The following is a 23,064-nucleotide window of genomic DNA, read 5'->3' on the forward strand; positions in this document are numbered from 1 at the left end:
GGCCGGGGCAACGACATAGGGACATCACATGCGCGACGTACAGGAATTGCGTTTCACCACCCACGACGGGGTAGAGCTCTTCTACCGCCACTGGCCGGCCAGCCGCCCGGCGCCGGACGGCACGCGCCAGGCGGTGCTGCTGTTCCACCGCGGCCATGAGCACTCCGGGCGGATCGCCCACCTGGTCGACGAACTCGACCTGCCGGAACACGACTTCTTCGCCTGGGACGCCCGTGGCCACGGCCTCTCGCCAGGCGCCCGCGGCGACAGCCCGAGCTTTGCCACCAGCGTGCGCGACGTACAGACCTTCGTCGACCATATCCAGGCCGTCCACGGTATCGCCGAAGAGCGGATGGCGGTGGTGGCGCAGAGCGTCGGCGCGGTGCTGGTTTCCACCTGGGCCCACGACTACGCGCCGAAGGTGCGCGCACTGGTGCTGGCTTCGCCGGCGTTCCAGGTCAAGCTCTACGTGCCGTTCGCCCGCAGCGGGCTGAAACTGATGCGCCTGTGGCGCGGCAATTTCTTCGTCAACAGCTATGTCAAGGCACGCTTCCTCAGTCACGACCCGGAGCGGATCGCCTCCTACGACAGCGACCCGCTGATCGCCAAGGCGATCTCGGTGAACGTCCTGCTCGGCCTCTACGAAGCTGCCGAGCGGGTGGTAGCGGACGCACAGGCGATCCAGATTCCCACCCAACTGCTGATTTCCGGGGCCGACTTCGTCGTCCATCGTGCGCCGCAGGAGCGCTTCTTCGAGCGTCTCGGCAGCCTGCGCAAGGAAAAGCACATCCTGCCCGGCTTCTTCCACGACACCCTTGGCGAGCGCGATCGTCACCTGGCCGTCGGCCGTGCCCGGCGCTTCCTCCTCGAGGCATTCGCCACGGCACCTGAACGACCGAGCCTGCTCGATGCCGACCGCCTGGGCCATACCTGCGCCGAGGCCGAGGCGCTGGCCGCGCCGTTGCCGAAGAACTCGCCGCGCGATCTCTACTGGCGCGCCACCCGTGCCGGGCTGCGCCTGGGCAGCCTGTGGTCGGACGGGGTCAAGCTGGGCTTCGACACCGGTTTCGATTCCGGCAGCACCCTCGACTATGTCTACCGCAACCAGCCCAGCGGCAGCGGCCCGCTGGGTCGCCTGATCGACCGCAACTACCTGGACTCCATCGGCTGGCGCGGCATCCGCCAGCGCAAGCTGCACGCCGAGGAGCTGCTGCGCCTGGCCATGCAGCGGTTGCGCGAGGAGCAGCGCGAGGTGCGCATCGTCGACATCGCCGCCGGCCACGGCCGCTACATCCTCGAAGCTCTGCAAGGCGTCGAGCCGCTGCCGGAAAGCATCCTCCTGCGCGACTACAGCGAGATCAACGTGCGTGACGGCAGCGCCCTGATCGAAAGCAAGGGCCTCGCCGGCATCGCCCGCTTCGTCAAGGGCGACGCCTTCGATCGCGCCGACCTGGCGGCGCTGCAACCGAAGCCGAGCCTCGGGGTGGTTTCCGGGCTCTACGAGCTGTTCGCCGACAACCGCATGGTCGGCGACTCCCTCGCCGGCCTCGGCGAGGCGCTGGAGGAGGGCGGCTACCTGGTCTACACCGGACAGCCCTGGCACCCGCAGCTGGAACTGATCGCCCGCGCGCTGACCAGCCACCGCCAGGGCCAGGCCTGGGTGATGCGGCGCCGGACCCAGGCGGAAATGGACCAACTGGTGGCCGCCGCCGGCTTCCGCAAGATCACCCAGCGGGTCGACCAGTGGGGCATCTTCAGCGTATCGCTGGCGCAGAAGGTCGCCCGCTGATGGCGCCGCGCAAGCCGGAGGTACTGAAGCGGGCGGTGCTCTGGCTGCTGTTCCTCGGCCCGTTCTTCTTCGCCAGCTATGGCCTGGCCAACTGGTTGACCAGCCAGCGCGGCGACGTCGGCAGCCTGGTCTTCGACTGGGAACGCGGGATGCCGCTGTGGCCCTGGACCATCCTGCCGTACTGGTCGATCGACCTGCTCTACGGCCTGTCGCTGTTGTTGCCGCGGGACAAGCGCGAGCTGGACACCCACTGCCTGCGCCTGCTCAGCGCCCAGGTGCTGTCGGTGACCTGCTTCCTGCTGTTCCCCCTGCGCTTCACCTTCGAACGGCCGGAACTGGGCGGCGTGTTCGGCTGGCTGTTCGACGTGCTGATGGGGTTCGACAAACCGTACAACCAGGCACCGTCGCTGCACATCGCCCTGCTGGTAGTGCTCTGGGTCTGCTACGCGCGCTACGCCAGCGGCGCCTGGCGCTGGCTGCTGCATGGCTGGTTCGCGCTGATCGGGCTGTCGGTGCTGACCACCTGGCAGCACCATTTCATCGACGTGCCCACCGGCGCGCTGGCCGGTTGGCTGTGCGTCTGGCTGTGGCCGCAGGCGCAGCCCGCGCCGTTCGCCCGCGCCAGTCTGAGCCGCGACCGGCAACGGCGGCGGCTGGCCGCTCGCTACGGCCTCGGCGCGCTGGCCTGCGCCGCCGTCGCCTTTGCCGTCGGCGGTGCGGCGTTGTGGCTGTGCTGGCCGGCGCTGGCGCTGGCGCTGGTGGCGCTGAACTACCTGCTGTTCGGCGCCGCCGGCTTCCAGAAGGGCAGCACTGGCCGCCTGAGCGCCGCCGCGCGCTGGCTGCTGGCGCCATATCTGCTTGCCGCGCGGATCAACGCCTGGCTCTGGACCCGTCGCCGGCCGCAGCCGGACGAGGTGCTGCCGGGCCTCTGGTTGGGGCGCCTGCCGTCGTCCGCGGAACTGGCCGACGGCCGCTTCCGCGCATTGCTCGACGCTACCGCCGAACTTTCCTGCGAGCCGCAGGGGCTGGCCTATAGCAGCCTGCCGTTGCTCGACCTGGTCGCGCCGGACGTCGATGACTGCCGGCGCGCCGCGGTGCTGATCGACGAACTGCTGGCGCAAGGGCCGCTGCTGGTGGCCTGTGCCCTGGGCTATTCGCGCAGCGCCACGCTGGTCGCCGCCTGGCTGCTGCTCAGCGGCCGCGCGGCGGACGTCGAGTCGGCCGTGGCGGTGTTACGTCGGGCGCGACCGCAAGTGCTGCTGGGCGAGGCCCAGCGGCGGACCCTCGCGGCGCTGAGCGGGAGCGTGCCGGAGCCATCGGCGGAACTGGGCGAGGTGCGCCATGCCTGAGCAAACCCTGGCCCTGGTGGCGGCCCTGCTGCGCCGTGGCCGCGAGCTTGACCGGCTGTCCGCCGCACTGACCCTGCTGGCCATCGGGCTGGGCCTGTACCAGGCCGTGCAGGGCATCGGCTGGCGCTATTTCGCTGCGGCGATGCTGGCGATCGCCATGCTCGGCCTGTGGCAGAAGTACTGGGCGCTGCGAGTGGCCCTGGACGCCGAACTGTTCGAACGTTTCAGCCACGTCGGCGACAGGCTGGAAGCGCAGACCCAAGACCTGGACCGGGCCCTGGCCGATCTCGGCCTGGCCCGAGCGGACGCCGCAGGGCGCACCTGGCACCAGCGCAGCCGCGGCGCCCTGCGCCTGCTACGCTGGCAGGCGCTGGCCTGTGGCGCCCAGTTCCTGCTGGCCTTGTCGTGCCTGTTGTCGATCCCTCTATTCAACGCTCAAACCTGAAGAGTCTTCCCATGCTCGAATCAGTCGTCGCCTATGGCATCATCGCCGGCGCCCGCGCCATCACCGGCTTGCGCAGCCTCTGGCTGGGCACCACGCCGATCCCCAAGCAACGCATCTATTACGCCAACCACAGCAGCCATGGCGACTTCGTCCTGCTCTGGGCCTCGTTGCCGCCGGAGGTGCGGCGGCGTACCCGGCCGGTGGCGGGCGCCGACTACTGGAACAAGGCCGGCCTGCGCAGCTACGTGATCAACAAGGTGTTCAACGGCGTGCTGGTCGACCGCCAGCGCAGCGAGGCCAATGCCAATCCGCTCGAACCCCTCGACCGCGCCCTGGACGGCGGCGATTCGCTGATCATCTTCCCCGAGGGCACCCGCAACCTGGACGATGAGGTCAAGCTGTTGCCATTCAAGAGCGGTATCTACCACCTGTCCCTGGCCCACCCGGACGTCGAGCTGGTGCCGGTCTGGCTGGCCAACCTCAACCGGGTCATGCCCAAGGGCCGCATGCTGCCGTTGCCGCTGCTCTGCACCCTGAGCTTCGGCAAGCCGCTGGTCGCCACGGCGGAAGAAGGCAAGGAGGCGTTCCTCGAACGAGCGCGCATGGCCCTGCTGGACCTGGCGCCGGAAGAGGAGGCCTGAGATGAACGAACAGACCTGGATGCTCTTCGGCGGGATCGGCGCGCTGCTGCTGCTCGCCTCGCTGGTCGGCTTCGTCCTCAAGTGGCGCGCCGGTCCCGGCCCGAACGCGGTGATCGACAACCTGAACGCACGGATCAACGCCTGGTGGGCGATGGTCCTGGTGATCGGTTTCGCCTTCTGGCTTGGCCAGGCGGCGGTGATCCTGCTGTTCTATGGCGTGTCGTTCTACGCCCTGCGCGAGTTCATCACCCTCACCCCGACCCGGCGCAGCGACTACCCGGCGCTGGTGGCGGCGTTCTACTTCGTGCTGCCGATGCAGTACCTGCTGATCTACATCGACTGGTACAGCATGTTCTCGATCTTCATCCCGGTGTACGTGTTCCTGCTGTTGCCGATCCTCGCCTCGCTGGGCGGCGACACCAAGCACTTCCTCGAGCGCGCCTCGAAAGTGCAGTGGGGCCTGATGCTGGCGGTGTTCTGTATCTCCTTCGTGCCGGCGCTGCTGACCCTCGACATCCCCGGCTTCGAGGGGCGCAACCTGCTGCTGATCGCCTACCTGGTGATCGTCGTGCAGCTCTCCGACGTGATGCAGTACATCTGCGGCAAGCTGTTCGGCAAGCGCAAGATCGCTCCCAACCTGTCGCCGTCGAAGACCGTCGAAGGCTTCGTCGGCGGCATCGCCCTGGCCACCGCCATCGGCGCCTCGCTGTGGTGGATCACCCCGTTCAACCTCTGGCAGGCGGCGTTGATCGCGCTGCTGATCAACCTGCTGGGCTTCTTCGGCGGCCTGGTGATGTCGGCGATCAAGCGCGACCGTGGGGTCAAGGACTGGGGGCACATGATCGAAGGTCACGGTGGCATGCTCGACCGCCTGGACTCGGTGTGCTTCGCCGCGCCGATCTTCTTCCACGTGGTGCGCTACTGGTGGACGCCCTGAGGTTCGCCTGGCGCCGAGGGGAGCGGGGCGGTTGCCGATGGCGGCCGCCCCGTCGTCGTTTTCCCGCCGTGTAGGCAGCCAGGAAATTGCGAGCGATAGAGACCCGTAGGGCGGATACCGCCACAGGCGGTATCCGCCGAAACCCCGGATAAGCGGCGGATAACCGCAAGCGGTGATTCGCCCTACAACCAGGCTCCGGCATACGGGGACGTGACTGCAGCTTCACTGTCTCAGAGATTGACCAGGCGCATGCCTTCCTCGCTATAGCGACTGCCGGCGACCGCCTCGGCGGGGAAGATCGCATCCAGCTCGGCCAGTTCCGCCGCGCTCAGGCGCAATTCCGTCGCGGCGACGTTCTCCTCCAGGTAGCGCCGCTGTTTGGTGCCGGGAATCGGGATCAGGTCATCGCCCTGCGCCAGCACCCAGGCCAGCGCCAGTTGCGAGGGTTTCACGCCCTTGGCTGCGGCCAGTTCGCCGACCTTGTCCACCAGCTTCAGGTTCTTCGCGAAGTTCTCGCCCTGGAAGCGCGGGCTGAAACGACGGTAGTCGTCGGCGGCGAAGTCTTCCGGGCGCTTCAGGGTGCCGGTAAGGAAGCCTCGACCCAGCGGGCTGTAGGGGACGAAGGCGATGCCCAGGCGACGGCAGGCGGCGAGCACCCCGGTGTCCTCCGGATCGCGGGTCCACAGCGAGTACTCGCTCTGCAACGCGCTGATCGGGTGCACCCGGTGGGCACGCTCGAGGGTTTCCGCCGAGGCTTCGCTGAGACCGATGTGGCGGATCTTGCCGGCCTTCACCAGGTCGGCGAGGGCGCCGACGCTGTCCTCGATGGGTACCTGCGGGTCCATGCGGTGCTGATAGTACAGGTCCAGGCGGTCGGTACCGAGGCGCTTCAGGCTGCCTTCGATGGCGCGGCGGATGTACGCCGGGCTGCCGTCGACGCCGCGCGCCCGGGGATTGGCAGGGTCGCGGACGATGCCGAACTTGCTGGCCAGGAACACCTGCTCGCGTTTGCCGCGCAGGGCCTCGCCGAGCAGTTCCTCGTTACTGTGCGGGCCGTACATGTCGGCGGTATCGAAGAAGTTCAGCCCGAGTTCCACGGCGCGATGCAGGGTGGCGGTGGCCTCCTGGCGGTCGCCGCCGGTGGTGTAGAAGTCGGTCATGCCCATGCAGCCGAGGCCGATGGCGGAGACGGAAGGGCCGTTGTGGCCGAGTTGACGGGTTTTCATGTGTCGAGCCTCGCGGGAGGGAAGGAAAACGTCGTCATTCTTCGCTCTGCATTGGTCTGGATAAAGTCCATAATTACGGTTTTACCATTCGTATTTTCCAAATAATCGAGGGTGTCCGATGGATCGTTTCCAGGCCATGCAGGCCTTCACCCGCATCGTCGAGCTGGGCGCCTTCGGCAAGGCCGCGGACAGCCTGGAGCTGCCGCGCGCCAGCGTGACCCAGGCGATCCAGCAGCTGGAGGCGCACCTTGGCGTGCAGTTGCTGCAGCGCACCACCCGCCAGGTCAGCCTGACCCTCGACGGGCAGGCCTACTACGAGCGTTGCGTGCGCCTGCTGGCGGACCTGGAGGAGGCGGAAAGCTGCTTTCCACGCGTCCTGAACAACCCGCGCGGGCGCTTGCGGGTCGACCTGCCGGGCGCACTGGGGCGGATGCGGGTGATTCCGTTCCTGCCGGAGTTCTGCGAGCGCTACCCGGAACTGGAGCTGCAGTTGAGCAGCAACGATCGCCTGGTCGACCTGCTGCGCGAGGGCGCGGACTGCGTGCTGCGGGTCGGCGAGCTGCACGATTCCAGCCTGGTCGGCCGGCACCTGGCCGACCTGCCGCAGGTGACCTGCGCCAGCGCCGCCTACCTGGAGCGTCATGGCCATCCGCGGCAGCTCGCCGAGCTCGGCGGGCACCTCGCGGTGAACTACCAGTCGCCTTCCAGCGGGCGTACCTTCGACTTCGAGTTCAGCGTCGACGGGCGTCTGCGCACGTTGCCGATGCGCAGCCGGGTCAGCGTCAACAACGCCGATGCCTACGTCGCCGCCTGCCGGGCCGGGCTCGGGCTGATCCAGGCGCCGCACTATCACGTCGCCGCCGGCCTGGCCGACGGTAGCCTCCGACAAGTGCTCGGAGAATGGTTGCCGCCATCGCTGCCGCTGCATGCCGTGTATCCCTCGCAGCGCCAGTTGTCGCCGCGGGTGAGGGTGTTCGTCGACTGGCTGGTGGAACTGTTCGGTCGCCAGGCGGCCGGCGAGACGCAATGAGACGCAGGCTTTCCGGGCGAAGATTTTTCTCGATTTCGCCGAGAGAACCTCGTTAGGATCGGCAGCCTTGGCCTGTCGAGCAGGGATGTTCGTCCGAGTTCCGGATGCCCGCTGCCGCCAGGCCGCATTCATTCGAACAAGAATAAGGATCGCTGATGGAAAGCTTGCAGAAGTGGGTGGTCGACCTGAACGGCGTGGTCTGGGGGCCGTTGATGCTGGTGCTGATTCTCGGCACCGGCCTGTACCTGATGCTGGGGTTGAAGTTCATGCCCCTGGTGCGCCTGGGAGTCGGCTTTCGCCTGCTCTGGCAGGGGCGTAGCAAGGATGACGAGAGCAGCGGCGAGATCAGCCCGTTCCAGGCGCTGATGACCTGCCTGGCGGCCACCGTCGGTACCGGCAACATCGCCGGGGTGGCCACGGCGATCTTCCTCGGCGGCCCGGGCGCGCTGTTCTGGATGTGGTGCACCGCGCTGGTGGGAATGGCCACCAAGTTCTCCGAAGTGGTGCTGGCGGTGCACTACCGCGAGAAGGATGAGCGCAACGAACACGTCGGCGGTCCGATGTATGCCATCAAGAACGGTCTGGGCAAGCGCTGGGCCTGGCTCGGCGCGGCCTTCGCGCTGTTCGGCGGGCTCGCCGGCTTCGGTATCGGCAACATGGTCCAGGTCAACAGCATGGCCGATGCCCTTGAGGTTTCCTTCGGCGTGCCCGACTGGGTCACCGGGGTCGCCACCATGCTCGTCACCGGGCTGGTGATCCTTGGCGGCATCCGCCGTATCGGCAAGGTCGCCGAAGCCCTGGTGCCCTTCATGTGCGTCGGCTACATCGTCGCCTCGGTGATCGTCCTGGTGGTCCATGCCGAGGCGATTCCCGGCGCGTTCCAACTGATCTTCACCCACGCCTTCACGCCGATCGCCGCCACCGGCGGCTTCGCCGGCGCAGCGGTGATGGCGGCAATCCGTTTCGGTGTCGCACGCGGGATCTTCTCCAACGAGGCCGGCCTCGGCACCGCCGGCATCGCCCAGGCCGCCGGCACGACCCATAGCGCGGTGCGTTCGGGCCTGATCGGTATGCTCGGCACCTTCATCGATACCCTGATCATCTGCAGCCTGACCGGCCTGGCGATCATCACCTCGGGCGTCTGGACCAGCGGCGCCAGCGGCGCGGCGCTGTCCTCGGCGGCGTTCGAGGCGGCGATGCCGGGCGTCGGCCACTACATCCTGTCGCTGGCCCTGGTGGTGTTCGCCTATACCACCATCCTCGGCTGGAGCTACTACGGCGAGCGCTGCTGGGAGTACCTGGCGGGCACCCGGGCGATCCTGCCGTTCCGGATCGTCTGGACCCTGGCGATTCCGTTCGGCGCCATGACCCAGCTGGACTTCGCCTGGCTGGTGGCGGATACCCTCAACGCGCTGATGGCGATTCCCAACCTGATCGCCTTGCTGCTGCTGAGTCCGGTGGTGTTCCGCCTGACCCGGGAGTATTTCGCCAAGGCCAGGAGTTGAGCCTCGGGGGACGGCGACGCTCAAACCCGAGGTTTTCGCTCGGGTAAAGCGTGCTAGCATCGTCGCCGGCCCCGAATGCTTCCGCCGCCGGCCACAGGGCCGGCGGCTTCTCACTGACTAGAAGGATCAACGCAATGGCTCAAGTGACTCTCAAGGGCAACCCGGTCAACGTCGATGGCCAGCTCCCGCAGAAAGGCGCCCAGGCTCCGGCTTTCAGCCTGGTCGGCGGCGACCTCGCCGACGTGACCCTGGAAAACTTCGCCGGCAAGCGCAAGGTGCTGAACATCTTCCCCAGCGTCGACACCCCGACCTGCGCCACCTCGGTGCGCAAGTTCAACGTCGAGGCCGGCAAGCTGGCCAACACCGTGGTGCTGTGCATCTCCGCCGACCTGCCGTTCGCGCAGAAGCGCTTCTGCGGCGCGGAAGGCCTGGAGAACGTAGTCAACCTGTCGACCCTGCGCGGTCGCGAGTTCCTCGAGAACTATGGCGTGGCCATCGCCAGCGGCCCGCTGGCCGGCCTGGCCGCGCGCGCCGTGGTGGTGCTCGACGAGCAGAACAAGGTGCTGCACAGCGAACTGGTCGGCGAAATCGCCGACGAGCCGAACTACGCGGCGGCCCTGGCGGCTCTCTGAGCCCCACGGCCAACCCGCTTCGTCCCATGACCGTCAGCCAGGCTGGCTGGTAACGGGCGAACCCGAATCCCTTGGCTGCTCGCCTCGGGCCATGAGCAGGGCGGATAATCGCAGCGCGGTCATCCGCCCTGCGTCGCAGAGACGCAGCGCTAGCGCATGGCGACCTGGTGGCGCCGGCTGACGCTGGCGAAGGCGCTCCGGAACGCCTGCATCTCTTCCTCGCTGCCTACCGTCACGCGGACCCAGTTGGGCCAGGAGGCCCACGGGCGGCCGACGTGCACCCGCTGTTTCTCCAGTTCGGCGATGACCAGCTCGGCGGGACGGCGCATATCCACCATGAAACAGTTGGACTGTGAGGCGGTGCAGCGGAAGCCCTGCTGGCGCAGCCAGGCGATGGTGCGCTCGCGGACCTCTGCGTTCTGCTGCTTGCGCCGTGGCACCAGATCGTCGTCACGCAGGCTTTCCAGCCCGGCGTGGGCGGTTGGCGAGGGCACCACGTTGTGGCCGCCGAAGCGCTCCAGCCGCGCCAGCAGCTGCGGATGCCCGATGGCCAGGCCGAGCCGGGCGCCGGCCATCCCGTAGAGTTTCGAGAAGGTACGCAGGACCAGCACATCCTGGCGCTGGACGGCCAGGCCGACGACGCTGGGTGCGTCGGAAAAATGGATATACGCCTCGTCGACCAGCACCACGCTGCGCTCGGGCTTGCGTTCGATCGCCCTGACGATCCGCTCGTGCGGGGTGAGGGTGCCGGTCGGGTTGTTCGGGTTGCAGATATAGATCAGCCCGGCGTCGCGTTGCGCGGCGGCGAGCATGCGCTCGATGTCGTGGGCCGCCTCGGCGTCCAGCGGCACGGCAGCGACCTTCGCCCCCTGGGCCTGGGCGGCGCCGACCACGGAGTCGTAGGAGGGATCGGCGATGACCAGGCCGCGCTCCTTGCCGGTGAACGCCGCGACGGCGTATTGCAGCGGCTGGCGCGAGCCGCAGTAGGCGTGCACGCATTCGGCGGGGATGCCGTTCTGCTTGGCGAACAGGCCGACCAGGGCGTCCTGCGCGTCGTAGTCGTAGCGACCGCAGAGCGCGGCCGCCCGCTGCATGGCGGCCCTGGCCTTGGCGGAGGGGCCGTAGGGGCTTTCGTTGAAATCCAGGAAGGTCTCTTGCGGCTTGCCGGCGGCGCTTGTCGCGCCGCTCCCGGCGAAGGCTCGCGGGCTCAGCAGGATGCTGCTGGAGGCCAGGGCGGTCAGGGTCACGAACGAACGACGACTCAAAGCGGGCATAGCTTCACCTCCGTGTACCGAATGGGATATGCGTGCGGTGGGTTCCTCTCGGGCGTGTGTCACCAGAGTGGATAACGAGGAGGGAGTCGGTCCGTTTATGGTGGCGTGATAATGGCGCCGGAATATCGGCGGTCGTTCTTCGGATTGCGCACGCGGCGCTCCCGGGCGGCGAACCGCCGGGGAGCGCCGTGTGGATTCAGAGCGTGAGGGTGAAGCGCCCGGTCAGCGCGCCCGGCAGGTGCATCGAGTCGGTCTGGCGTTCGCCGTAGGTATTGCTGGACAGGCGCAGTTCGCGCTCGTGGCTGAGGTCTTCCAGGTGGGCGCCGAGGAAGCTGTACAGGCTGTCGTCGAAGCGCATGGTGCTGACCGGCGCCCGGATCTGGCCGTTCTCCACCCAGAAGGTGGCGAAGCGGGTCATTCCGGTCAGGCGTGCGGCGGGCATGTCCGAGTAGTTCAGGTACCACAGGTTGCCGATGTACAGGCCGGTATCCAGGGCCTCGAGGATGCGCGCCTGTTCCAGGCTGCCGCCGGCCATGTCCAGCGCCGTGGGCGCCTCGTTGGCGCCGGCGCCATTGGCTACCAGGCCGTATTCGCGGGCGCTGCGCGAACTCACCAGGCGTCCGCTCAGGCGGCCGTTGCCGACCAGTTCGACCTCGGCGCGCGGCGAGCCTTCCGCGCTGAATGCCGGGGAGGGCGAGGTGGCAGGGCGCTCGGCGAGGTTCAGCAGCGGGCTGAGCAGGGCGTCGCCGTTCTGCAGGCGTTGCAGGGGGCTTTCGCCGGTAGCCAGGGCGCGCGCGGAGAAACCGCCCCAGCAGAGCATCTGCATGACTTCCTCGAGCGCCGCCGGCGCCAGGTAGGCGCGATAGTCGCCGGGGCGCAACTGGCGCAGCGGCTTGCCCAGGTGGCCGAGCTGCTCCCGGGCCTGTTCGAAGCGCCGGGCGAAGGCTTCGTCGTCCCAGCGCTGGCCGGCGTAGTCGGCCTTCACCGCCTGGCCGTTGCCATGGAACAGGCTCCAGTCGAAGTTGAAGCTGCTGCCGGCATGCCAGCCGAAGGCGCCCCAGGAGTTGGCGAAGCCACGGAACAGCGGTCCGGCGGCATAGATGCCGACCAGGTCGAGGTCGCGCGCCCGGCGTTCGAGGCTGGCCAGCAGCGCGCCGCTGTCGGGCGCTGCGCCGAGGTCCTGGTTCTCTCGCTGCCAGGCCGAGGTGTCGAGCAGCAGATAGGGATCGGCGGGAATCCAGGCCAGGCTCTGGCGCAGTTGCCGAAGGCCTTCGGCCAGACGCTGGCGGTCTTCTTCCGGCGCGCCGGAGAGCGTCAGGTCGAGGCTCGCCTGGCGTTCGTCGCGGATCAGCCGGAGCAGCGCGCTGGCCTGGCGCACCCGGCCGGCCTGGCGCACCCGCGCCCGGTTGAAGCGGATGAACTCGGAGTCCTCGGCGCTGTACCAGAGGGTGAAGTCCTCGCCCTCGGCCAGATGCCGGCGCAGGTCCTCGGCGAGGGCTTCGAAATGCTGTCTCTGGTGCATCAGGTATCTCCCCCGAATACGTCCACATCGCTGAATACGCAGGCCGGCGAGGCGTGGCCGACACGGATCACCTGGTTCGGCTCGCCCTTGCCGCAGTAGGGCGTGCCGAGCACCTCGAAGGTGCCGGCGTCGCCCACCGCGCTGAGGTTGCGCCAGAACTGCGCGGAGATGCCCCGGTAGTTGGGGTTCTTCACCACGCCCTTGAGTTCGCCGTCCTCGATCAACTGGCCCCATTCGCAGCCGAACTGGAACTTGTTGCGTGCGTCGTCGATCGACCAGGAGCGGTTGTAGGACATCAGCACCCCGCGCTCGATACCGGCCACCAGCTGCGCGAAGCTCTTGTCGCCGGGCTCCAGGTTGAGATTGGCCATGCGGTCGATGGGCGCGCGGTTCCAACTGCTGGCGCGGCTGCTGGCGACGCCCTCCAGGCCGCTGCGGTGTTGCGACAGGGCGCCGCCGAGCGGACGCAGCAGGCGGCCTTCGCGGATCAGGTATTCCTTGCGCGCGGGGCTGCCGTCGTCGTCCTGGCGGTAGCTGGCCAGCTCCTCGGGGATTTCCGGGTCGAAGCTGACGTTGAGCAGGCTGGAGCCGTACTGGTAGCGACCGAAGTCCTCGGTCTTGATGAAGCTGGTCCCGGCGTAGTTGCGCTCGTCGCCGAGGATGCGATCCAGCTCCAGCGGGTGGCCGATCGACTCGTGGATCTGCAGGATCATCTGGTCCGGCATCAGCAGCAGGTCGCAGCGGCCGCTCGGGGTGTTCGGCGCCGCCAGCAGTTGCAGGGCCTGGTCGGCGATGCGCGGCGCGGCGCCGACCAGGCCGAGGCGCTCGATCACTTCGGCGCCGCCCTGCTGGCCGGCATGGTGGCCGCCGAAACTGCGGGTCTGGCTGTCATGGCCGTCGTAGGCGGTGACGCTGGCGCCGGGATAGACGAAGCGCTGCTCGTGGTATTGCTCGGCGCCGGCGCTGTTCAGGTAGAGCTGTTCCTGGCGGCTGACTTCGAGGAATACGCTCCAGTTCACCAGGCGCTCGTCGCGCGGCACCTTGGCGGACTCCTCGGCGAGCAGTTCGTAGCACTCGGCGAGGGAGGGGAAAGGGGCGTCCTGGTTCGGCGAGCGATACTGCGAGCGGCCGCTTGCCGGCGGCAATCCGCGGACGTCGAACAGGGCGTGCCGGGCGATCCGCTCGGCTTGCCGCTCGGCCTGCTCCAGGGCGGCCTGCAGGCCGGCCGCGGAGAGATCGTTGGTGGCGGCGTAGGCTTCCACGCCGTTCAGCCGTACGCAGAGCATGGCGCCGCGGTCCTGGCTGAAGTGCGGCGGTTCGCTGACGTTGCGGCGCACCGAGAGGTACTCGCCGCTACGCTGGACGTAGCGCAAGGAGTGGAATTCGGCGCGACTGCGGAGCGCCGCGAAGCGGTGTTTCAACGGGTCGATCATCTGTGCGTCCCTGGCCGATTGCGGAGTGGGCGAATGCAGAACGCTCTATTTCAAGCCTTCGTCCGTAACGGAGCAAGCCGTTTGTTGTCATAGCCTGGTGCCAGGCTGCGGGTAGCTCGCCGAAGCATGCGGGCGGAATGCCTAACTATCGGTAAAGCAAGGGTAAATAGCGGGTAAAGAGGCTTTGCCTGGGCCCCTGCAATGCTTATCGTGCAGCCTGGAAAAAGCGCCTCCGTTCTAAGCCTGAAGAAGAACCATGACTCCAACGACCGGTAAATCCAAGTTCCGTACCCTGCGCCCGTGGCTGATCACCGCCCTGGCCTTCGCCGCCGTGATCGGCCTGGTGATGTGGCTGGCGGCGCCCGCCTCGGCACCGTCCTCCGACGGGCGACCCGGTCGCGGCGGCAAGCCGGGCGCCGCGCTGCCCAAGGCCAACGCGCTCACCGTCGGCGTGGCCAGGGTGGAGCAGGGCGACCTGGCGCTGCATTTCAACGCGCTTGGCACCGTCACCGCCTTCAACACGGTGAACGTCAAGCCGCGGGTCAACGGCGAGCTGGTCAAGGTGCTGTTCCAGGAGGGGCAGGAGGTCAAGGCCGGCGACCTGCTGGCGGTGGTCGACCCGCGCACCTACAAGGCGGCGCTGGCCCAGGCCGAGGGCACGCTGATGCAGAACCAGGCGCAACTGAAGAACGCCGAGATCGACCTGCAGCGCTACAAGGGGCTGTACGCCGAGGACTCGATCGCCAAGCAGACCCTGGATACCCAGGAAGCCCAGGTCCGCCAGTTGCAGGGCACCATCCGTACCAACCAGGGCCAGGTCGACGACGCCCGCCTCAATCTGACCTTCACCGAGGTCCGCGCACCGATTTCCGGGCGCCTCGGCCTGCGCCAGGTGGACATCGGCAACCTGGTCACCAGCGGCGATACCACGCCGCTGGTGGTGATCACCCAGGTCAAGCCGATCTCGGTGGTGTTCAGCCTGCCGCAGCAGCAGATCGGCACCGTCGTCGAGCAGATGAACGGCCCCGGCAAGCTGGCGGTCACCGCGCTGGACCGCAACCAGGACAAGGTTCTCGCCGAAGGCACCCTGACCACCCTGGACAACCAGATCGACACCACCACCGGCACGGTCAAGCTCAAGGCGCGCTTCGAGAACGCCGACGGCAAGCTGTTCCCCAACCAGTTCGTCAACGTGCGCCTGCTGGCGCAGACCCTCAAGGGCGTGCTGACCATTCCGGCCAACGCCGTGCAGCGCGGCACCAACGGTATCTATGTGTACGTGGTCGGCGCCGACAACAAGGTCAGCCAGCGCAGCGTCGCCATCGGCACCAGCGAGAACGAGCGGGTGGTGGTGGAAAGCGGCCTGAAGGCCGGCGAGCAGGTGGTGGTGGAAGGCACCGACCGCCTGCGCGACGGTATGGAAGTGCGTGTCGCCGAGGCCTCCCCGCAGGTCCTCGAGGGCGAGCCGCAGAAACCGCAGACTGGCCGCCCCAGCGGCCTCCAGGGCGACTCGGTGGGTAGCGGGAGCGCTGAATGAACCCGTCCCGCCCGTTCATCCTGCGGCCGGTCGCGACCACCCTGCTGATGGTGGCGATCCTGCTCTCGGGCCTGATCGCCTACCGCTTCCTGCCGATCTCGGCGTTGCCGGAAGTGGACTACCCGACCATCCAGGTGGTCACCCTGTACCCCGGCGCCAGCCCGGAGATCATGACCTCGTCGATCACCGCGCCGCTGGAGAACCAGCTCGGGCAGATTCCGGGGCTCAACGAGATGTCTTCCAGCAGTTCCGGCGGCGCCTCGGTGATCACCCTGCAATTCAGCCTGCAGAGCAACCTCGATGTCGCCGAGCAGGAAGTCCAGGCGGCGATCAACGCCGCGCAGAGCCTGCTGCCCAACGACCTGCCGAACCAGCCGGTGTTCAGCAAGGTGAATCCGGCGGACGCACCGATCCTGACCCTGGCGGTGATGTCCGACGGCATGCCGCTGCCGCAGATCCAGGACCTGGTGGATACCCGCCTGGCACAGAAGATCTCGCAGATCTCCGGGGTCGGCCTGGTCAGCATCAGCGGCGGCCAGCGCCCGGCGGTGCGGGTGCGCGCCAACCCGACGGCGCTGGCGGCGGCGGGGCTGAGCCTGGAGGACCTGCGCAGCACGGTGACCAGCAACAACCTCAACGGCCCCAAGGGCAGTTTCGACGGCCCGACCCGTGCCTCGACCCTGGACGCCAACGACCAGTTGCGCTCGGCCGACGCCTACCGCGACCTGATCATCGCCTACAAGAACGGCTCGCCGCTGCGCATCCGCGACGTCGCCAGCGTCGAGGACGACGCCGAGAACGTGCGCCTGGCCGCCTGGGCCAATAACCTGCCGGCGGTGGTGCTGAACATCCAGCGCCAGCCGGGGGCCAACGTGATCGAGGTGGTCGACCGGATCAAGGCGCTGCTGCCGCAGCTGCAATCGACCCTGCCGGGCAATCTCGACGTGCAGGTGCTGACCGACCGCACCACCACCATCCGCGCCTCGGTCAAGGACGTGCAGTTCGAGCTGGCGCTGGCGGTGGCGCTGGTGGTGATGGTCACCTTCCTGTTCCTGCGCAACGTCTACGCCACCCTGATTCCCAGCTTCGCCGTGCCGCTGTCGCTGATCGGCACCTTCGGCGTGATGTACCTGTCCGGCTTCTCGATCAACAACCTGACCCTGATGGCGCTGACCATCGCCACCGGCTTCGTGGTCGACGACGCGATCGTCATGGTGGAGAACATCGCCCGCTACCTGGAGCAGGGCGACTCGCCGCTGGAAGCGGCGCTCAAGGGCTCGAAGCAGATCGGCTTCACCATCATCTCGCTGACCTTCTCGCTGATCGCCGTGCTGATCCCGCTGCTGTTCATGGGCGACGTCGCCGGGCGGCTGTTCCGCGAGTTCGCCATCACCCTGGCGGTGGCGATCCTGATTTCCGGCTTCGTCTCCCTGACCCTTACGCCGATGCTCAGCGCCAAGCTGCTGCGCCACATCGACGAGGACCAGCAGGGCCGCTTCGCGCGCGCCGCGGGGCGGGTCATCGATGGCCTGATCGCACAATACGCCAAGGCCCTGCGGGTGGTCCTGCGGCACCAGCCGCTGACCCTGCTGGTGGCCATCGCCACCCTGGCGCTGACCGCGCTGCTCTACTTGGCCATGCCCAAGGGCTTCTTCCCGGTGCAGGACACCGGGGTGATCCAGGGCGTCGCCGAAGCGCCGCAGTCGATCTCCTTCCAGGCCATGTCCGAGCGCCAGCGCGCCCTTGCCGAGGTGGTGCTGAAGGACCCGGCGGTGGCCAGCCTGTCCTCCTACATCGGCGTCGACGGCAGCAACCCGACCCTCAACACCGGCCGCCTGCTGATCAACCTCAAGCCGCACAGCGAGCGCGACGTCACCGCCAGCGAAGTGATCCAGCGCCTGCAGCCCGAACTCGACCACCTGCCCGGGATCAAGCTGTACATGCAGCCGGTGCAGGACCTGACCATCGAGGACCGGGTCGCCCGCACCCAGTACCAGTTCACCTTGCAGGACGCCGACCCGGACGTGCTCGCCGAGTGGGTGCCGAAGCTGGTGGCGCGGCTGCAGGAGTTGCCGCAGCTCGCCGACGTCGCCAGCGACTGGCAGGACAAGGGCTTGCAGGCCTACCTGAACATCGACCGCGACACCGCCTCGCGCCTCGGCGTGAAGCTCTCCGACATCGACAGCGTGCTCTACAACGCCTTCGGCCAGCGGCTGATCTCGACCATCTTCACCCAGGCCACCCAGTACCGCGTGGTGCTGGAGGTGGCGCCGCAGTTCCAGCTCGGCCCGCAGGCCCTGGAGCAGCTCTACGTGCCGTCCAGCGACGGCACCCAGGTGCGCCTGTCGAGCCTGGCGAAGGTGGAGGAGCGGCATACCCTGCTGGCGATCAACCATATCGCCCAGTTCCCCTCGGCGACCCTGTCGTTCAACCTGGCCAAGGGTTACTCCCTGGGCGAGGCGGTCGAGGCGATCCGTGGCGTCGAGGCCAGCCTGGAGCTGCCGCTGAGCATGCAGGGCAGCTTCCGCGGCGCGGCGCTGGCCTTCGAGGCCTCGCTGTCGAACACGCTGCTGCTGATCCTCGCCTCGGTGGTGACCATGTACATCGTCCTGGGCATCCTCTACGAGAGCTTCATCCATCCGGTGACCATCCTCTCGACCCTGCCCTCGGCCGGGGTCGGCGCGCTGCTGGCGCTGATGCTGGCGGGGCAGGAGATCGGCATCGTGGCGATCATCGGCATCATCCTGCTGATCGGCATCGTCAAGAAGAACGCGATCATGATGATCGACTTCGCCCTCGACGCCGAGCGCAACGAAGGCAAGCCGCCCCATGAGGCGATCTACCAGGCCTGCCTGCTGCGCTTCCGGCCGATCCTGATGACCACCATGGCCGCGCTGCTCGGCGCGCTGCCGCTGATGCTCGCCGGCGGCGCCGGCGCCGAGCTGCGCCAGCCGCTGGGCATCACCATGGTCGGTGGCCTGCTGCTGAGCCAGGTCCTGACCCTGTTCACCACCCCGGTGATCTATCTCTACTTCGACCGCCTGGCCCGTCGCTGGGCGGCCTGGCGCAAGCAGCGCGGGCTGGACCTGAACACCGAGGCCGGGTTCGACGGGGACGCCGGGCGATGAGTCTGTCCACGCCCTTCATCCGCCGCCCGGTCGCCACCACGCTGCTGACCCTGGCGTTGCTGCTGGCCGGCACCCTGTCGTTCGGCCTGCTGCCGGTGGCGCCGCTGCCCAACGTCGATTTTCCGGCCATCGTGGTCAGCGCCAGCCTGCCGGGCGCCAGCCCGGAAACCATGGCCTCGTCGGTGGCCACGCCGCTGGAGCGCTCGCTGGGACGGATCGCCGGGATCAGCGAGATGACCTCCAGCAGTTCGCTGGGCTCGACCACCGTGGTGCTCGTGTTCGACCTGGAGAAGGACATCGACGGCGCCGCCCGCGAGGTGCAGGCGGCGATCAACGGCGCGATGAGCCTGCTGCCCAGCGGTATGCCGAACAATCCCAGCTACCGCAAGGCCAACCCCTCGGACATGCCGATCATGGTCCTCACCCTGACCTCGGAGACCCAGAGTCGCGGCGAGATGTACGACCTCGCCTCGACCGTGCTGGCGCCGAAGCTGTCGCAGGTGCAGGGGGTAGGGCAGGTGAGCATCGGCGGCAGCTCGCTGCCGGCGGTGCGGGTCGACCTCAACCCGGATGCCATGAGCCAGTACGGGCTGTCCCTGGACAGCGTGCGCACGGCCATCGCCGCGGCCAACAGCAACGGCCCCAAGGGCGCCGTCGAGAAGGACGACAAGCACTGGCAGGTGGACGCCAACGACCAGTTGCGCAAGGCCCGCGAGTACGAGCCGCTGGTGATCCACTACAACGCCGACAACGGCGCCGCGGTGCGCCTCGGCGACGTGGCCAAGGTCAGCGACTCGGTGGAGGACGTGCGCAACGCCGGCTTTTCCGACGACCTGCCGGCTGTGCTGCTGATCGTCACCCGCCAGCCCGGCGCCAACATCATCGAGGCCACCGACGCCATCCACGCGCAACTGCCGGTGTTGCAGGAACTGCTCGGGCCGCAGGTCAAGCTGAACGTGATGGACGATCGCAGCCCGTCGATCCGTGCGTCGCTGGAAGAGGCCGAGCTGACCCTGCTGATCTCGGTGGCGCTGGTGATCCTGGTGGTCTTCCTGTTCCTGCGCAACGGCCGCGCCACGCTGATCCCCAGCCTGGCGGTGCCGGTCTCGCTGATCGGCACCTTCGCGGTCATGTACCTGTGCGACTTCAGCCTGAACAACCTGTCGCTGATGGCGCTGATCATCGCCACCGGCTTCGTGGTGGACGACGCCATCGTGGTGGTGGAGAACATCGCCCGACGCATCGAGGAGGGCGATCCGCCGATCCAGGCGGCGATCACCGGCGCCCGCCAGGTCGGTTTCACCGTGCTGTCGATGACGCTCTCGCTGGTCGCGGTGTTCATCCCGCTGCTGCTCATGGGCGGCCTCACCGGACGGCTGTTCCGCGAGTTCGCGGTGACTCTCTCGGCGGCGATCCTGGTGTCCCTGGTGGTATCCCTGACCCTCACGCCGATGCTCTGCGCGCGTCTGCTGCGTCCGCTGAAACGGCCCGAAGGCGCTTCCCTGGCGCGGCGCAGCGATCGCTTCTTCGCCACCTTCATGCTGCGCTACCGCGCCAGCCTGGGCTGGGCGCTGGAGCACTCGCGGCTGATGGTGGTGATCATGCTGGCCTGCATCGCCATGAACCTCTGGTTGTTCGTGGTGGTGCCCAAGGGCTTCCTCCCGCAGCAGGACTCCGGGCGCCTGCGCGGCTACGCGGTGGCCGACCAGAGCATCTCGTTCCAGTCCCTGAGCGCGAAGATGGGCGAGTACCGCAAGATCCTCTCTTCCGATCCGGCGGTGGAAAACGTAGTCGGCTTCATCGGTGGCGGCCGTTGGCAGTCGAGCAACACCGGTTCGTTCTTCGTCACTCTCAAGCCGATCGGCGAGCGCGACCCGGTGGAGAAGGTCCTCACCCGGCTGCGCGAGCGGATCGCCAAGGTGCCCGGCGCGGCGCTCTATCTCAACGCCGGCCAGGACGTGCGCCTGGGCGGCCGCGACAGCAACGCGCAGTACGAATTCACCCTGCGCAGCGACGACCTGACCCTGCTCCGCGAATGGGCGCCGAAGGTCGAGGCGGCGATGCGCAAGCTGCCGCAGCTGGTGGACGTCAACAGCGACTCCCAGGACAAGGGCGTGCAGACCCGCCTGGTGATCGACCGCGACCGCGCGGCGACCCTGGGGATCAACGTGGAAATGGTCGACGCGGTGCTCAACGACTCTTTCGGCCAGCGCCAGGTGTCGACCATCTTCAACCCGCTGAACCAGTACCGGGTGGTGATGGAGGTCGACCAGCAGTACCAGCAGAGCCCGGAAATCCTCCGCCAGGTCCAGGTGATCGGCAACGACGGCCAGCGCGTGCCGCTGTCCGCGTTCAGCCACTACGAACCGAGCCGGGCACCGCTGGAGGTCAACCACCAGGGCCAGTTCGCCGCCACCACGCTGTCCTTCAACCTGGCACCGGGCGCGCAGATCGGCCCGACCCGCGAGGCCATCATGCAGGCCCTGGAGCCGCTGCACATCCCGGTGGACGTGCAGACCAGCTTCGAGGGCAACGCCGGCGCGGTGCAGGACACGCAGAACCAGATGCCCTGGCTGATCCTCCTGGCGCTGCTGGCGGTGTACATCGTCCTCGGCATCCTCTACGAGAGCTACGTGCACCCGCTGACCATCCTCTCGACCCTGCCTTCGGCCGGGGTCGGCGCGCTGCTCGCGCTGATCCTCTGCCGCAGCGAGCTGAGCCTGATCGCGCTGATCGGCATCATCCTGCTGATCGGCATCGTCAAGAAGAACGCGATCATGATGATCGACTTCGCCCTGGAGGCCGAGCGCAACCACGGCCTGAGCCCGCGCGAGGCGATCCTCGAGGCCTGCATGATGCGCTTCCGGCCGATCATGATGACCACCCTGGCCGCCTTGCTCGGCGCCTTGCCGCTGATCTTCGGCATCGGCGGCGACGCCGCGCTGCGCCGGCCGCTGGGCATCACCATCGTCGGCGGGCTGATCGGCAGCCAGTTGCTGACCCTGTACACCACCCCGGTGGTCTACCTCTATCTCGACCGCCTGCGCCACTGGGTCAACCAGAAACGCGGCGTACGCACGGACGGTGCGCTGGAGACACCCCTATGAAACACACCCCCTCGTTGCTCGCCCTGGCCCTGGTCGCCGCCCTCGGCGGCTGCGCCATCGGCCCCGACTACCAGCGACCGGACCTGGCGGTGCCCGCCGAATTCAAGGAAGCCGAAGGCTGGCGCCGCGCCGAGCCGCGCGACGTGTTCCAGCGCGGCGCCTGGTGGGAGCTGTACGGCGACCAGACCCTGAACGACCTGCAGATGCACCTGGAACGTTCCAACCAGACCCTGGCCCAGTCGGTGGCGCAGTTCCGCCAGGCCGAGGCGCTGGTGCGCGGCGCGCGGGCGGCGTTCTTCCCGTCGATCACCGGCAACGTGGGCAAGACCCGCAGCGGCCAGGGCGGCGGCGACAGCACCGTGCGCCTGCCCGACGGCTCCACTGTGAGCAGCGGCGGTGGTTCCGGTGCGATCAGCAACAGTTACTCGACCAGCCTCGGCGTCAGCTGGGAGGTCGACCTCTGGGGCAAGCTGCGCCGGCAACTGGAGGCCAACCAGGCGAGCCTGCATGCCAGCGCCGCCGACCTCGCCGCGGTGCGCCTCAGCCAGCAGTCGCAACTGGCGCAGAACTACCTGCAACTGCGGGTGATGGACGAACAGATCCGCCTGCTCAACGACACGGTGACGGCCTACGAGCGTTCGCTGAAGGTGGCCGAGAACAAATACCGCGCCGGCATCGTCACCAGGGCCGACGTGGCCCAGGCCCGCACCCAGCTGAAAAGCACCCAGGCCCAGGCCATCGACCTGAAGTACCAGCGTGCCCAGCTGGAGCACGCCATCGCCGTGCTGGTCGGCCTGCCGCCGGCGCAATTCAACCTGCCGCCGGTGGCGAGCGTGCCGAAGCTGCCGGACCTGCCGGCAGTGGTGCCGTCGCAATTGCTCGAACGACGGCCGGACATCGCCTCGGCGGAACGCAAGGTGATTTCCGCCAACGCCCAGATCGGCGTGGCCAAGGCCGCCTATTTCCCCGACCTCACCCTGAGCGCCGCCGGCGGCTACCGCAGCGGCAGCCTGAGCAACTGGATCAGCACGCCGAACCGCTTCTGGTCGATCGGCCCGCAGTTCGCCATGACCCTGTTCGACGGCGGCCTGATCGGCTCCCAGGTGGACCAGGCCGAGGCGACCTACGACCAGACCGTGGCGACCTACCGGCAGACCGTGCTCGACGGTTTCCGCGAGGTGGAGGACTACCTGGTGCAATTGAGCGTCCTCGACGAGGAGAGCGGGGTGCAGCGCGAAGCCCTGGAGTCGGCCCGCGAGGCACTGCGCCTGGCCGAGAATCAGTACAAGGCCGGCACCGTCGACTACACCGACGTGGTCACCAACCAGGCCACCGCGCTGAGCAACGAACGCACCGTGCTGACACTGCTCGGCAGCCGCCTGACCGCCAGCGTCCAGTTGATCGCCGCAATGGGCGGCGGCTGGGACAGCGCCGACATCGAGCGGACCGACGAGCGGCTCGGCCGGGTCGAGGAGGGCCTGCCGCCTTCGCCCTGAGTTCTTCTCGCTG

16 protein-coding genes are annotated in these 23,064 nt (G+C 68.1%); 12 read left to right on the forward strand and 4 right to left on the reverse strand.

What is annotated here, in order from left to right; all coding sequences use genetic code 11:
• Window positions 1-28: 28 nt before the first annotated feature.
• The 5 genes from ACI766_RS12790 to ACI766_RS12810 are packed head-to-tail and all read left to right on the forward strand — an operon-like array spanning window position 29 to window position 5,161.
• Window positions 29-1,789 carry a bifunctional alpha/beta hydrolase/class I SAM-dependent methyltransferase gene (locus tag ACI766_RS12790; RefSeq protein ID WP_003104480.1) on the forward strand — a complete coding sequence of 587 codons (1,761 nt, stop codon included), beginning with the start codon at window positions 29-31 and terminating at the stop codon, window positions 1,787-1,789.
• Window positions 1,789-3,138, forward strand: a complete 1,350-nt coding sequence (locus ACI766_RS12795; RefSeq protein WP_023122067.1) for a phosphatase PAP2/dual specificity phosphatase family protein — start codon at window positions 1,789-1,791, stop codon at window positions 3,136-3,138. Before ACI766_RS12790 ends, ACI766_RS12795 begins: the two co-directional genes overlap by 1 nt.
• Window positions 3,131-3,583: a hypothetical protein gene (locus ACI766_RS12800; protein WP_023124493.1), complete on the forward strand. Its 453-nt coding sequence runs from the start codon at window positions 3,131-3,133 to the stop codon at window positions 3,581-3,583. The genes ACI766_RS12795 and ACI766_RS12800 overlap by 8 nt, the downstream gene beginning before the upstream one ends.
• A gap of 11 nt (window positions 3,584-3,594) precedes the next feature.
• The gene (locus ACI766_RS12805) at window positions 3,595-4,224 is read left to right on the forward strand and encodes a lysophospholipid acyltransferase family protein (RefSeq protein WP_003113327.1); all 630 of its coding nucleotides are present in this window, start codon (window positions 3,595-3,597) and stop codon (window positions 4,222-4,224) included.
• 1 nt (window position 4,225) lies between these two features.
• Entirely contained in the window at window positions 4,226-5,161 is a 936-nt protein-coding gene (locus ACI766_RS12810; RefSeq protein ID WP_003089962.1) for a phosphatidate cytidylyltransferase, read from the forward strand.
• Window positions 5,162-5,391: 230 nt separating this feature from the next.
• On the opposite strand, the gene ACI766_RS12815 is transcribed toward ACI766_RS12810, so the two are convergent.
• Window positions 5,392-6,387, reverse strand: a complete 996-nt coding sequence (locus tag ACI766_RS12815; protein ID WP_087823690.1) for an aldo/keto reductase — start codon at window positions 6,385-6,387, stop codon at window positions 5,392-5,394.
• Window positions 6,388-6,505: 118 nt separating this feature from the next.
• Between ACI766_RS12815 and ACI766_RS12820 the strand changes: the two genes are divergently transcribed.
• The 3 genes from ACI766_RS12820 (at window position 6,506) to tpx (ending at window position 9,554) form a co-directional block, all read left to right on the forward strand.
• The gene (locus ACI766_RS12820; RefSeq protein ID WP_003120066.1) at window positions 6,506-7,417 is read left to right on the forward strand and encodes a LysR family transcriptional regulator; all 912 of its coding nucleotides are present in this window, start codon (window positions 6,506-6,508) and stop codon (window positions 7,415-7,417) included.
• A 155-nt stretch (window positions 7,418-7,572) separates the two neighbouring features.
• Window positions 7,573-8,922, forward strand: a complete 1,350-nt coding sequence (locus ACI766_RS12825; RefSeq protein ID WP_003113324.1) for an alanine/glycine:cation symporter family protein — start codon at window positions 7,573-7,575, stop codon at window positions 8,920-8,922.
• Between the two features lie 134 nt (window positions 8,923-9,056).
• Window positions 9,057-9,554, forward strand: a complete 498-nt coding sequence (tpx, locus tag ACI766_RS12830) for a thiol peroxidase (protein ID WP_003089950.1) — start codon at window positions 9,057-9,059, stop codon at window positions 9,552-9,554.
• Between the two features lie 149 nt (window positions 9,555-9,703).
• On the opposite strand, the gene ACI766_RS12835 is transcribed toward tpx, so the two are convergent.
• The 3 genes from ACI766_RS12835 to ACI766_RS12845 all read right to left on the reverse strand — a co-directional run bounded on the left by ACI766_RS12835 (window position 9,704) and on the right by ACI766_RS12845 (window position 13,783).
• On the reverse strand, window positions 9,704-10,828 hold the full coding sequence (locus tag ACI766_RS12835; protein WP_003113323.1) for a pyridoxal phosphate-dependent aminotransferase: 1,125 nt from the start codon (window positions 10,826-10,828) through the stop codon (window positions 9,704-9,706).
• A gap of 196 nt (window positions 10,829-11,024) precedes the next feature.
• Window positions 11,025-12,350: a TldD/PmbA family protein gene (locus ACI766_RS12840; protein WP_003113322.1), complete on the reverse strand. Its 1,326-nt coding sequence runs from the start codon at window positions 12,348-12,350 to the stop codon at window positions 11,025-11,027.
• Complete coding sequence (locus ACI766_RS12845; protein ID WP_003116857.1) at window positions 12,350-13,783, reverse strand: TldD/PmbA family protein; 1,434 nt, start codon at window positions 13,781-13,783, stop codon at window positions 12,350-12,352. Before ACI766_RS12845 ends, ACI766_RS12840 begins: the two co-directional genes overlap by 1 nt.
• Before the next feature lie 256 nt (window positions 13,784-14,039).
• Here ACI766_RS12845 and muxA point away from each other — a divergent pair, with 256 nt between their 5' ends.
• The 4 genes from muxA to opmB are packed head-to-tail and all read left to right on the forward strand — an operon-like array spanning window position 14,040 to window position 23,051.
• Entirely contained in the window at window positions 14,040-15,320 is a 1,281-nt protein-coding gene (muxA, locus tag ACI766_RS12850; RefSeq protein WP_003111498.1) for a multidrug efflux RND transporter periplasmic adaptor subunit MuxA, read from the forward strand.
• The gene (gene muxB, locus ACI766_RS12855; RefSeq protein ID WP_003089920.1) at window positions 15,317-18,448 is read left to right on the forward strand and encodes a multidrug efflux RND transporter permease subunit MuxB; all 3,132 of its coding nucleotides are present in this window, start codon (window positions 15,317-15,319) and stop codon (window positions 18,446-18,448) included. The genes muxA and muxB overlap by 4 nt, the downstream gene beginning before the upstream one ends.
• Entirely contained in the window at window positions 18,445-21,555 is a 3,111-nt protein-coding gene (gene muxC, locus ACI766_RS12860) for a multidrug efflux RND transporter permease subunit MuxC (RefSeq protein WP_087823688.1), read from the forward strand. Before muxB ends, muxC begins: the two co-directional genes overlap by 4 nt.
• Entirely contained in the window at window positions 21,552-23,051 is a 1,500-nt protein-coding gene (gene opmB, locus ACI766_RS12865) for a multidrug efflux RND transporter outer membrane subunit OpmB (RefSeq protein WP_003120075.1), read from the forward strand. The genes muxC and opmB overlap by 4 nt, the downstream gene beginning before the upstream one ends.
• Window positions 23,052-23,064 lie beyond the last annotated feature (13 nt).

The organism is Pseudomonas sp. DL, assembly GCF_047199225.1.
Taxonomy (GTDB): domain Bacteria; phylum Pseudomonadota; class Gammaproteobacteria; order Pseudomonadales; family Pseudomonadaceae; genus Pseudomonas; species Pseudomonas aeruginosa.